Raw genomic sequence first — 11,853 nt, 5'->3', positions numbered from 1 at the left:
GGGTCGTGCGGTGGTTCGGCGCAGGCCGGAAGCGGCCCGGCACCGGATGTGTGTCCGGGATCGGCCCGGTCCACCGGTCTCAGCCGATGGGGCCGATGCGGTACAGCACCTCGGGCTCGTGTCCCCCGTCGGGGAAGAGCCCGCCGTCGAACAGGACCTCGCGGTCCAGTGACGCGCCGTGCCGGGCCGCGTACGAGGTGAAGAGGCGGTCCGAGGCGGTGTTGTCCGGAGTGACGGTCGTCTCGACCGCGCGGATGCCGCGCGGGACGACCCGGTGGGTGAGCGCGTCGAGGAGCGTGCCGGCCAGTCCCCGGCCGCGGTGCTCCCCGTCGACGGCGACCTGCCAGACGACCAGCACGTCCGGCCGCTCGGGCCGGACGTAGCCGGTGACGAAGGCGATCGGCTCACCGTCCGGTCTGCGGGCCACCACGGAGGTCGCGGCGAAATCGCGGCACCACAGCAAATAGCTGTACGAGGAGTTGAGGTCCAGGACCTGGGAGTCCCGGGCGATACGCCAGATGGCGGCTCCGTCCTCCACGCTCGGGCTGTCGATGCTCAATGCGGTGGTCATGCGGATTGAATTTACCGAGCAAATTCGTAAATTGCATCGTGGAGAGGGGTTGGCGGGCTCCGCTCGATGTGTTACCGCGCGGGCGCGCGCCCTGGCGCGAGGTTCGGGGCGAACTCTCCGCTTTTGACCGGGAGTTATCGGACAGGGGAAACGTTTGTGTGGCGTCTGTCACATGACCGTAACGCCCCCGGAATGGGTCCTGGATCTCGCTGGAACTCATACGTTTAGGGTTCCGGGAAGCGGGCAGACGAATGCAGGGAGCCGCTCCTGATAAAGCGACTCCCTGCATTCATTTATTAATGCGCTGTTTAATTTTCGGCGAAGTGGGAGGGAATTAGTTCTGCCAGGCTTCCGAGACCGCGCGGTGGGCGCCGGCGACATCCGTCGCGTGGCCGTATTCGCCGAGGGCCGCACCCAGCGCGGCCAGCGAGGAGGACACCGCCTCACGGCGCGCGTCCGCGCCGTAGTGGTTCACCCGGATCATCTCGGCGGACAGTGCACCGCCGCCCGCGACCAGCGGCACCGACGGGTCGACGGCCAGTGCCTTCGCCACCAGGTCCGCGGCGTCCACCCCGGCCGGCGAGCGCAGCGTGGTGGCCACCGGGGCCGCGTCCTTCGCCTCGTGCACGTACGGCGCCAGCACACCCAGCGCGAGCACCCCGGCACGCGTCGCCGCGGCCGCCGAGGCGTGCCGCGCCGTCACGGCGTCGAGCCCCTCCGCTTCGATGCGCTCGACACAGGCCTCCAGCGCCAGCATCTCCAGCTGGGCCGGCGCGTGCAGCAGGGCCCGGCGCCCGCCGTCGATCCAGCGCTCCTTCCAGTCCAGCAGCGACAGGTACGAGCGCCGGGGAGCGGCGGGATTCGCCGCGAAGCGCTCCCACGCCCGCTCGCTCACCGACACCGCCGAGACCCCGGCCGGGCCGCCCATCGCCTTCTGCGCCCCGATCACGCACAGGTCCACGCCCCACGCGTCCGGCAGCAGCGGCTCGGCACCCACGGAGGCCACGGCGTCCAGCATGAACAGCGCGCCGTGGGCCCGTACGGCCTCGCCGATCTCCGCGACCGGATTGGTGTTGCCGGTGGCGGCCTCGGCGTGCACCAGGGAGACGAAGTCGATCTCCGGATGCCGCTCCAGGGCTCGTCCGACCTCCTTGGCCGTCACGGCGGTGTGGAACGGCACCTCCAGATCGACCACCGCGGCGCCGGAGTCGCGCAGCCAGTTGCCGAACGTCTGCCCGTACGGGCCCGTGACCACGTTCAGCGCGGCCGAACCGGGCCGCGCCCCGGCGCGGATGCAGCCCTCCAGCGGCAGCAGCGCCTCCCCCTGGGTGATCACCACGTCCGCCTCGGTGGAGAGGAGGCCGGCGACCCGCCGCTCGATGGCTGCGAAGTGCGCGGCGGTCAGCGGGGCCAGGTCCAGGAACGGGTGGGTCACGGCGGTGCTCGCTTCGCTCGGATGGATGTTCGGTGATGTCCTCGGTCGAGGGTAGAGCAGGGCTCGTAGAGTGCTCGTCATGAGCGATCACGCGGTGCTGCACGTCAAGGGGCGGGTGCTCGTCGGGCCGGACGACGTACGGGACGAGCTGTGGGTGGTCGGCGGTCGCGTCACCTACCGGCGCCCCGCCTCCGGGGACGTCCGCACCGTCCGGGGCTGGGCGCTTCCCGGCCTGGTCGACGCGCACTGCCACGTGGGCCTCGACCGGCACGGCGCGGTGGACGACGCCACCAGCGAGAAGCAGGCGCTGACCGACCGCGACGCGGGCACCCTGCTCATCCGCGACGCCGGATCGGCCGCCGACACCCGCTGGATCGACGACCGCGAGGACCTGCCGAGGATCATCCGCGCCGGCCGGCACATCGCCCGGACCCGCCGTTACATCCGCAACTACGCCCACGAGATCGAGCCCGAGGACCTCGTCGCCTACGTGGCCCGGGAGGCGCGGCGCGGCGACGGCTGGGTCAAGCTCGTCGGCGACTGGATCGACCGGGAGGTGGGCGACCTCACCGCCTGCTGGCCGCGCGGCGCCGTCGAGGCCGCCATCGCCGAGGCGCACCGCCTCGGCACCCGGGTCACCGCGCACTGCTTCGCCGAGGACTCGCTGCGCGACCTCGTCGAGGCCGGCATCGACTGCATCGAGCACGCCACCGGACTGACCGAGGACCTGATCCCGCTGTTCGCCGAGCGCGGGGTGGCCATCGTCCCGACGCTGGTCAACATCGCCACCTTCCCGCAGCTGGCGGCCGGCGGAGAGAGCAGGTTCCCCCGCTGGTCGGACCATATGCGGCGGCTTCACGAGCGCCGGTACGACACCGTCCGCTCGGCCTGGGACGCGGGCATTCCCGTCTACGTCGGCACGGATGCCGGCGGCACCCTGCCGCACGGGCTCGTCGCCGCCGAGGTCGCCGAGCTGGTCAGGGCCGGAATTCCGGCCGTGGACGCGCTCTCCGCCACGGCCTGGGGTGCCCGGAGCTGGCTCGGGCGGCCCGGCCTGGAGGAAGGCGCCCCGGCGGACCTGGTCGTGTACGAGACCGACCCGAGGGCGGACGTACGCGTGCTGGCGGCGCCCCGCACGGTGGTGATGCGGGGGCGGGTCGTCGGTTGACGACGGTGGTGATGCGGGTCGGGTCGTCGGTTGACGGGCCGTGACGCCGCCCGGCTCCGGCTCGTTGTGCATCTTTCGCGCCGCCCGTCCCGCTTGGTGCGCGCCACCCCGGCCGCCCCGGTGCGCGCCCTTCGCGCCCGCCGCTCGGGGGACGCAGGGGAACGTCAGTGCATCGGTAATCGAATGCAAGCGCGGAAACGTCACTTTGGAGTGAACTCACCCCGGGTGTCTGACGGTTCACTCTCGGTGCGTAAGTATTCCGGTGTTCCCGATCGCCGCCGCCGCGCACGAGTCCCTGTCGCGGGCGCGCGGCGACGTCATGTCTCCCGTGGGGGTTCCACCACCGTGAAGAGCAACACCTTCCGCATGCCCGTGCGCCGCTCGACGGCCGCCGTGGCCGCCGCCGCGCTGGCCGTCGGGCCCGTGGCGCTCGCAGCGCCGGCCCGGGCGACGGGCGGCGGCGACGGACGGTCGGGCGCGGTCGTCCTCCGGACCGGCCTGGACGTCTCGCTGCTCAGCAAGAGCGTCCGGGTGCCGCTGAAGACGTCCCTCAACGAGGTCCAGGCGCCCGCGAGCGCCGAGAAGACCGCGCTGGCCGTCCAGCTCGAAGGTGTCGACCAGGGCAAGCCGTTCAACGTGCTGCAGGCCGAGGTGGCGAGCGCGAAGGCCACCGCGGACCGGAACAGCGCGGAGGGCCGTGTGGAGCTCGCCCACGCCAAGGTGCACGTGCCGGGGCTGCCGCTGCTCTCCCTCGTCGAGGTCGGGCAGGTGACGTCCGAGGCGGTCTGCGAGGTGGGGAAGAAGCCGGTCGCCCGGTCCAATCTGCTCGGCTCCGTCACCGTCCTCGGGAAGAAGACCACGCTCACGACGGGCGGCACGACCGAGGTCAAGGTGCCCGGCGTCGGCGTCGTCACCCTCGACCTGTCCCGTACCGCCACGACCTCGCGCACGGCCGCCGCCACGGCCCTCGAACTCAAGGTGTCCGTCAACCCGTTGAAGCTGAACGTCGCCGAGGTCGAGGGCACGCTGACGCTCGCGGAGGCGACCTGCGAGACCCCGTCGGGCGAGCCCGTCGAGGAGCCGCCCGCCACGACGGCGCCCGACGTCAAGCCGCAGACCGGCGGGGAGGCGGAGAAGCCGCCCGCGACGGACGATCTGGCGGCGACCGGAGGGGACGCGTCGACGCCGTGGTTCGCGGCGGGCTCGGTGGTCCTGCTCGCCCTGGGCGGCGGCGCGGTCGCCCTGTCCCGCCGCCGCGCGACGCGCTGACGCCGCGCAGGGCAGCGGCGGCGGGCGGGTCCGCGGGGCCTTCCGGGCGCCGCCGGTGGGCCCCTGCGGGCGCGGAGCACGTCTGCGCTGACCCGCTGCGGCGGCGCCGTCCGCACGCACCCGCAACGTCCCCTGCGCGAAAGGCCGTCCCTGGCTCCTACGCGCCGACGAGGGTCAGGGCCTGGTCGAGCGCCTGGAGGAACCGGTTCGTCGTGGCGCGGTCACGCACGGCGAGACGCAGCCAGTCACGGTCGAGTCCCGGGAACGTGTCCCCGCGCCGGGCGGCGAAGCCCAGGGCCCGGAGGCGGGCGCGTACCTCGTCCGCGCGGTCGATACGGACGAGGACGAAGGGCCCCGCGGCCGCCGGCACGACCCGTACCTCGTCGAACTCGGCCAGCCCGGCCAGCAGATGTGCCCGGTCCGCCGCGATCCGGTCCGCCGCCTCCGCGGCCTCCGCGAGCGCCCTCGGCGACATGCACGCCTCGGCCGCGGCCAGCGCTGGGGTCCCCACCGGCCAGAGCGGCTGGGCCCGCTCGAGCCGGGCGATCGTACCGGGCCCGGCGAGGACGTAGCCGATCCGCAGCCCGGCGAGCCCCCAGGTCTTGGTGAGGCTGCGCAGTACGACCAGCCCGGGCACGTCGGTCCGGGCCGCGAGGGCCTCCGGCTCGCCGGGCACCGCGTCCATGAACGCCTCGTCGACGACCAGGGTCCGCCCCGGTCGGGCGAGCCGGGCCAGTTCGGCGGCCGGGTGGAGCACCGAGGTGGGGTTGGTGGGGTTGCCGACGACGACGAGGTCCGCGGACTCGGGAACCGCCGCCGGGTCCAGCCGGAAGCCCTCCTCCGCGCGCAGCACGACGCGCGCCACGTCGTGCCCCGCGTCCCGCAGGGCTGCCTCGGGCTCCGTGAACTGGGGGTGCACCACCACCGGCCGGCTCACCCGCAGGGCCCGCGCGATCAGCACGAACGCCTCCGCCGCCCCCGCCGTCAGCAGCACCCGCTCCACCGGGAGCCCGTGCCGTGCCGCGACCGCCGCCCGTGCCGCCCGTCCGTCCGGGTAGGCGGCCAGGGACGTCAGCGACGCCGCGATGTGCTCCCGCAGCCACACCGGCGGAGTGCCGGTGCGGACGTTGACCGCGAGATCGGTCAGTCCGCCGTCGCGGACCTCCGCGTCACCGTGGTGCCGCAGATCGTGGAATTCGGCGTTCATGACCGTCCCGCGGGGGCCGGATCCGGCGAGACCACGGCCTCCCGGTAGCGGTCGACGACCAGATCGGCCAACTCGTCCGCGACGCCGACCACTTCCGCGCAGCGCACCTCCGTGTCCGGGTGCGCCTCGGCCCAGCCCTCGGCGTGCAGCACGGCCCGTTCGACCGGGCCCCCGTCGAACAGCGCGTACGGGAGCACCACGATCCGCCGTGCCCCGAGCCGTACGCACCGGTCGAGCCCGGTCGGCACGTCGGGTGCGGCCGTCGACACGAACGCGGTCTCGACCCCCGCGTAGCCCCGGCCCTCCCAGAGCAGCCGCGCCGCCCGGTGCACCTCCGCGTTGGCCTGCGGATCCGCGGAGCCGGGCGCGACCAGGAGCACCGTCACGTCGGCGCGGTCCCGCGGCGAGCGCGCACGGCCGCCCAGCGCCTCGTCGAGCCGCCGCTCCAGCAGCGCGAGCAGCGCCGGATCGGGGCCGAGCGCGCGGCTCAGCGACACGCTGAGCCCGGGCCGTTCCCCGCGGACGGCGTCGAGCGCCGCGGACAGGTCGTCCTCGCTCCGCCGGTCCGGTACGAGCGCCAGCGCCACGGCGGCCACTCGGTCGGCCCCGGCGGCGGCGAGCTCGGCCACGGCCTCGGAGAGCGGCCACCGTCCGGTGCCGAGGAGGCCGGCCGCGACGGGGATCCCGGGGTGACGGCTGCCCAGGTGCTCCACGAAGTCCAGCAGTGCCTCGGCGCCGGCGTCGTGCAGGACGCCGTCCGCGGCGATGAGCAGTGCGGGCGGGGAAGTCACAGGTTCTCCTTGCGGTGGTGGCGATGCCGCCGGTGCTGTCCGACCGGTCCGCCGTCGTTCACGTCCGAGATCATGTCCGGCGCCACCGGTTCCACGCCTGGCGGCACCGGCTCCGGAGTCGAAGAATCCGCACGCCGCACGATGGCACAGGTCACCGCGCCGGGTCGCCCCTGACCTCCGGATTTCCGTTTCCCCACCACGAGTTCTCCTCCGTCCGCGAGGGCCGCCGCCTCGGCGACCGACGAGGTACCCACCACGGCCGCCGCCGCGGACGGGTGCGGCACCGGTACCCGGGCGAGCTCCGCGGCGGCGTACGTCCGCAGCGGAACGCCGAGCGCGGCCGCCGCGGCCGCGATACCCGGTTCACGGGCCTTCGCCGCCACCGTCGCGACGGCCACGACCGAGCCCGCCGGCGCCCCGGCCTCCCGCAGGGCCTCCCGGATCAGCCCGAGCACCTCGTCGGCCGGCGCCCCCCGGCGGGCCCCCACGCCGACGACGAACCCGCCCGCGCGGCCGGTCATGGCGTGGCACCCGGCGGTGCGGGGGTGGGATCGGCTAGCAAGAACCCATGGCGGTGTTCGTCGCGCTCGGCGCGTTCCTGATGACGCTGTTCGGCGGCTGGGCGGCGCAGCGCGTCACCGACCGCCGGCACCTCGTGCTCGGCCTCGCCGGAGGGCTGATGCTGGGGGTTGCCGGGCTCGATCTGCTGCCGGAGGCGATGGCGGCGGCGGGGGAGGAGGTCTTCGGTGTACCGCAGGCCATGCTGCTGTTCGTCGGAGGTTTCCTGCTGGCCCACGTGGTGGAGCGGCTGCTGGCCGGCCGCCACGCCGCGCACGGGGCGTACAACGGCGGCCCGCACACCCACGACCACCGCGTCCCGCAGGTCGGCATGACCGCCGCGGCCGCCATGGTGCTGCACAGCCTGATGGACGGAATCGCGATCGGCGCGGCCTTCCAGGCGGGCGGCGAGATGGGGCTCACCGTCGCGCTGGCGGTCATCACCCACGACTTCGCGGACGGGTTCAACACGTACACCGTCACCAGCCTGTACGGGAACGAGCGCCGCAAGGCCGTCGCCATGCTGTTCGCCGCGGCCCTTGCCCCGGTGGTCGGCGCGGCCTCCACTCTGCTCTTCACGATGCCGCCCGAGGTGCTCGGCAGCTATCTCGGCTTCTTCGGCGGCGCGTTGCTCTACCTCGCGGCGGCGGAGATCCTCCCGGAGGCCCACCACGCGCACCCGGCACGCTCGACCCTGCTCTGCACGGTCTCGGGCGTGGCGTTCATCTGGCTGGTGACGGGCCTGGCGGAGTGACGCACCGGGGCCGCCGGCGCCTATGCCTCCGCGTCCCACGCCGCGCACCTCTCCGCGAGCCGGCGTGCCGCGCCCGGCGCCCCCGCCCAGTGCGTGTGCACATAGCTCGCGTGCACACCGTCCCGGACGAAGCCCTCCACCCGGGGCTCCGGCTGCCGGAGCCCCCAGGCCGGGTCCGCGCCCGCGCCCGGCTCCGTCACGGTGCGGTGGAACTCGTGGCCGCGCATCCGGGTCCCGGCCCTGGCCAGGACGCTGTCGCTCACCGCGACGGCGTCGCGGTAGCCCAGCGTCAGCCGCTCCGACATCCGCGCGTCGGCGTCCAGCACCCCGCACATGGGTTTGCCGTCCAGCGAGCGCGCGAGGTACAGCAGCCCGGCGCACTCGGCGGCGACGGGCGCCCCCGAGCGGGCCAGCTCGGCGACCGCCTTGCGCAGGCGGGAGTTGGCGGACAGCTCCGGCGCGTACACCTCGGGGAAGCCGCCGCCGATGACCAGGCCGGCCGTACCGGCGGGCAGTTCCTCGTCGCGGAGCGGGTCGAAGGCGACGACGTCCGCCCCGGCGGCCGTGAGCAGCTCCGTGTGCTCGGCGTACGAGAACGTGAACGCGGCGCCCCCGGCCACGGCGACCACGGGCCGGCGCCTGCCGGCCCCGACGGCCGGGGAGCCCAGTGCCGCACCCGGCTCCCACGGGTCCCCCGCGAGCGGAGGCGCGCTGCGCGCCAGGGCCAGCAGCGCCTCCAGGTCGCAGCCCGCCCGCACCTGCTCGGCCTGCGCGGCGACCGCGTCGACCGCCTCCGCCTGCCGCTCGGCGACCGGCACGAGACCCAGGTGCCGCGACGGCGTCGCCACCGCGGGCGCCCGCCGCAGCACTCCCAGGACCGGCACCCCGGACTCGTCCAGGGCCTCCCTCAGCAGGGCCTCGTGGCGGTCGGTGGCGACCTTGTTGAGGATCACCCCGCCGAGCCGCACCTCCGGGTCCCAGGAGGCGAATCCGTGCACCAGCGCCGCCACCGACCGCGACTGCGAGGACGCGTCGACGACCAGCACCACCGGTGCCCTCAGCAGTTTGGCGACCTGGGCCGTGGAGGCCAGCTCGCCGGCTCCCGCGGCGCCGTCGTACAGCCCCATCACGCCCTCGACGACGGCCAGGTCGCAGCCGCGCGCGCCGTGCGAGAACAGCGGGGCGATCAGCTCCGTGCCGCACATGTACGCGTCGAGGTTGCGGCCCGGGCGCCCGGTGGCGAGCGCGTGGTACCCGGGATCGATGTAGTCGGGACCCACCTTGTGCGGCGACACGGCGAGTCCGGCGGCGGTGAAGGCCGCCATCAGCCCCGTCGCGACGGTGGTCTTGCCGCTGCCGGAGGCCGGCGCGGCGACGACGAGACGCGCTACCACGTTCTGCCTGCCGCTCGCTCTACCACTCGATGCCCCGCTGGCCCTTCTGGCCCGCGTCCATCGGATGCCTGACCTTCGACATGTCGGTCACGAGATCGGCGAACTCCTGCAGCTCCCGCGGGGCGTTGCGGCCGGTGATCACGACGTGCTGCGTGCCGGGGCGGTCGCGCAGCACCTCGATCACCTCGGCCGTGTCGATCCAGCCCCAGTGCAGCAGATAGGCGAACTCGTCGAGCACGTAGAACTTGTACGTCCCGGCGGCCAGATCGCGCTTCACCTGCTCCCAGCCCTCGCGCGCCTTGTCCTCGTGGGACTGCTCGCCCTCGGCCGTCGGGCGCTGGATCCAGGACCAGCCCTCGCCCATCTTGTGCCAGTGGACGGTGCCGCCCTCGCCGCTCGCGCCGAGGACCTTGAGCGCGTTCTCCTCGCCGACCTTCCACTTCGCCGACTTGACGAACTGGAACACCCCGACCGGCCAGCCCTGGTTCCAGGCGCGCAGCGCCATCCCGAAGGCGGCCGTGGACTTCCCCTTGCCGATGCCCGTGTGCACCATCACCAGCGGCCGGTTGCGGCGCTGGCGGGTGGTGAGACCGTCGTCCGGAACGACGTCCGGCTTTCCCTGCGGCACTACGCTGCCCTCCTGTTGCGGACCGTGCTGTCGGTTCCCGTCGCCGCCCGGACGTCCCGGACCAGCCCCACGATGCTGTCGGCGCGCAGCTCGTCCAGGGTGACGGCGGTGCCGCCGAGGTCACGGGCGAGATTCCCGGCGAGGCCGAGCCGCACCGGCCCCGCCTCGCAGTCCACGACCACCGCGGCCGTGCCCTCGGCCGCGTGCAGCCGGGCGGCGCGCCCGGCGAGCGCGAGGGCGTCGCCGCCGCGCGCCCCGGTCGCGCGGCCGTCGGTCACGACCACCAGCAGCGGCCGCCGCGACGGGTCGCGCAGCCGCTCCACCCGCAGGACGTCGTGGGCCTTCAGCAGCCCGGCGGCCAGCGGCGTCCGGCCGCCCGTCGGCAGTTCCTCCAGCCGTGCGGCGGCGGCGTCCACGGACGAGGTCGGCGGCAGCGCCACCTCGGCGCCGGTGCCCCGGAAGGTGACCAGGCCGACCTTGTCCCGGCGCTGGTAGGCGTCCAGCAGCAGCGACAGCACCGCGCCCTTCACGGAACCCATGCGCCTGCGGGCCGCCATGGAGCCGGAGGCGTCCACGACGAAGAGCACGAGATTGCCCTCGCGCCCCTCGCGGGTGGCCTGGCGCAGATCGTCCCGTCGGACCACCAGGCCCGGTCCGGAGCGGCCTCGGGCACGCTGGTGCGGGGCCGCCGCCTGCACGGTCGCCGCCAGGTGCAGCTTGCTCAGCGTCCCCCGCGGCCGGCGTGCCCCGGTGGTCCTGCCGTGCTCGGTACGGGCCCGGGAGCGGCGCCCCGCCGCTCCCTCGCCGAGACCGGGAACGCTGAGCACCTTCGTACGGAACGGCTCCGCGGCCCGCTCGGCGGACCGGTCGCCCGCGCCGGCTCCCGCGGCCGGCGCCCCGGCGGGTTCGGACGGCTCCGGCTGCCCGGTGGACGATTCCGAGGGCCCGGGCTGTTCTGCGGGCGGGCCGGATTCGGGGCCCTGGCCCTGCGGCGGGACGCCTCCGCCGCCTCCGCCGTCCGGGCCGGACGGATCCGTGCCGGGGTCCGGATCGGGGTCGGTGTCCGGGTCCGGCCGGTCGTCCCCGCCGAACCGCTCCAGCGTCTCGTCGAGCCTGTCCTCGTCGAGGCCGGGCGCGTCGAACGGGTTGCGCCGGCGCCGGTGGGGGAGCGCGAGGAGTGCGGCCTGCCGCACGTCCTCCTCGCGTACGTCCGCACGGCCCGCCCACGCGGCCAGTGCCGTCGCGGTGCGGGCCATGACGATGTCGGCGCGCATGCCGTCCACCTCGAACGCCGCGCAGGTGGCCGCGATCTGGCGCAGGGCGGCGTCCCCGAGCTCCACCCGGGGCAGCAGCGTCCGCGCGTCCGCGACGCGCTCGCGCAGCGCCGCCTCCTCGTCCGCCCAGCGGGCCGCGAAGGCCGCGGGGTCGTCGTCGTGCGCGAGCCTGCGCCGGACGACCTCCACCCGCTGCTCCGGCTCCCGGGAGGCGGCGACCTCCACCGTCAGCCCGAAGCGGTCGAGCAACTGCGGCCGCAGCTCCCCCTCTTCGGGGTTCATCGTGCCGACGAGCAGGAAACGTGCGGCGTGCCGCACGGACACGCCCTCGCGCTCGACGTAGGAGGCGCCCATCGCGGCCGCGTCCAGCAGCAGGTCGACCAGGTGGTCGTGGAGCAGATTGACCTCGTCGACGTACAGCACGCCCCGGTGCGCGTCGGCGAGCAGACCGGGCTCGAACGCCTTCACCCCGTCCGCGAGGGCGCGCTCGATGTCCAGCGCGCCGACGAGCCGGTCCTCCGAGGCGCCGACGGGCAGTTCGACCATCCTGGCCGGCCGTGCCGTGCCGGGCGCGGCCTCGTGCGGCCCGTCCGGGCAGCCCGGGTCGGGTGCGCCGGGCGCACAGGAGAACCGGCAGCCCGCGACCACGTCGACGTCCGGCATCAGCGCGGCGAGGGCGCGCACGGCCGTCGACTTGGCGGTGCCCTTCTCCCCGCGCACCAGCACACCGCCGACGGCCGGGCTGACCGCGTTCAGCAGCAGGGCGAGCCTCAGGTCGTCCATGCCGACGACCGCCGTGAACGG

At 74.8% G+C, this 11,853-nt stretch carries 10 protein-coding genes and 1 pseudogene; 3 read left to right on the top strand and 8 right to left on the bottom strand.

The window, feature by feature from the left end; translation table 11 throughout:
- Positions 1-79 precede the first annotated feature (79 nt).
- Positions 80-571, bottom strand: a complete 492-nt coding sequence (gene ectA / locus BLT82_RS07600) for a diaminobutyrate acetyltransferase (protein ID WP_208867761.1) — start codon at positions 569-571, stop codon at positions 80-82.
- Between the two features lie 334 nt (positions 572-905).
- Positions 906-2,006 (bottom strand): pyridoxal-phosphate-dependent aminotransferase family protein, encoded by a 1,101-nt coding sequence (locus BLT82_RS07595; RefSeq protein WP_093653088.1) that lies wholly within the window; start codon positions 2,004-2,006, stop codon positions 906-908.
- Between the two features lie 79 nt (positions 2,007-2,085).
- Between BLT82_RS07595 and BLT82_RS07590 the strand changes: the two genes are divergently transcribed.
- Both BLT82_RS07590 and BLT82_RS07585 read left to right on the top strand, forming a co-directional pair.
- Positions 2,086-3,174 carry an amidohydrolase family protein gene (locus BLT82_RS07590; protein ID WP_093653341.1) on the top strand — a complete coding sequence of 363 codons (1,089 nt, stop codon included), beginning with the start codon at positions 2,086-2,088 and terminating at the stop codon, positions 3,172-3,174.
- Positions 3,175-3,519: 345 nt separating this feature from the next.
- Positions 3,520-4,443 (top strand): SCO1860 family LAETG-anchored protein, encoded by a 924-nt coding sequence (locus BLT82_RS07585; protein ID WP_093653087.1) that lies wholly within the window; start codon positions 3,520-3,522, stop codon positions 4,441-4,443.
- A gap of 157 nt (positions 4,444-4,600) precedes the next feature.
- Here BLT82_RS07585 and cobC read toward each other — a convergent pair.
- The 3 genes and pseudogenes from cobC to BLT82_RS07570 form a co-directional block, all read right to left on the bottom strand.
- Positions 4,601-5,635 (bottom strand): annotated as a pseudogene (gene cobC, locus BLT82_RS07580) (Rv2231c family pyridoxal phosphate-dependent protein CobC); the annotation flags it as partial.
- A gap of 11 nt (positions 5,636-5,646) precedes the next feature.
- Complete coding sequence (locus BLT82_RS07575) at positions 5,647-6,441, bottom strand: sirohydrochlorin chelatase (protein ID WP_093653085.1); 795 nt, start codon at positions 6,439-6,441, stop codon at positions 5,647-5,649.
- A complete protein-coding gene (locus BLT82_RS07570) occupies positions 6,438-6,962 on the bottom strand; it encodes a cobalamin biosynthesis protein (RefSeq protein WP_093653084.1) in 525 nt (174 codons plus the stop codon). The genes BLT82_RS07575 and BLT82_RS07570 overlap by 4 nt, the downstream gene beginning before the upstream one ends.
- A 47-nt stretch (positions 6,963-7,009) precedes the next feature.
- Between BLT82_RS07570 and BLT82_RS07565 the strand changes: the two genes are divergently transcribed.
- On the top strand, positions 7,010-7,753 hold the full coding sequence (locus tag BLT82_RS07565) for a ZIP family metal transporter (protein ID WP_093653083.1): 744 nt from the start codon (positions 7,010-7,012) through the stop codon (positions 7,751-7,753).
- Between the two features lie 20 nt (positions 7,754-7,773).
- On the opposite strand, the gene BLT82_RS07560 is transcribed toward BLT82_RS07565, so the two are convergent.
- The 3 genes from BLT82_RS07560 to BLT82_RS07550 are packed head-to-tail and all read right to left on the bottom strand — an operon-like array spanning position 7,774 to position 11,832.
- Positions 7,774-9,147: a cobyrinic acid a,c-diamide synthase CobB gene (locus BLT82_RS07560; protein WP_093653082.1), complete on the bottom strand. Its 1,374-nt coding sequence runs from the start codon at positions 9,145-9,147 to the stop codon at positions 7,774-7,776.
- 19 nt (positions 9,148-9,166) lie between these two features.
- The gene (gene cobO / locus BLT82_RS07555) at positions 9,167-9,775 is read right to left on the bottom strand and encodes a cob(I)yrinic acid a,c-diamide adenosyltransferase (protein WP_093653081.1); all 609 of its coding nucleotides are present in this window, start codon (positions 9,773-9,775) and stop codon (positions 9,167-9,169) included.
- The gene (locus BLT82_RS07550) at positions 9,775-11,832 is read right to left on the bottom strand and encodes a putative cobaltochelatase (protein WP_244291889.1); all 2,058 of its coding nucleotides are present in this window, start codon (positions 11,830-11,832) and stop codon (positions 9,775-9,777) included. Before BLT82_RS07550 ends, cobO begins: the two co-directional genes overlap by 1 nt.
- Positions 11,833-11,853 lie beyond the last annotated feature (21 nt).

This window comes from Streptomyces wuyuanensis, assembly GCF_900103455.1.
Lineage (GTDB): Bacteria > Actinomycetota > Actinomycetes > Streptomycetales > Streptomycetaceae > Streptomyces > Streptomyces wuyuanensis.
The sequence above is the reverse complement of the archived record's forward strand: the minus strand, read 5'-3'. Positions and strand labels throughout refer to the sequence as shown.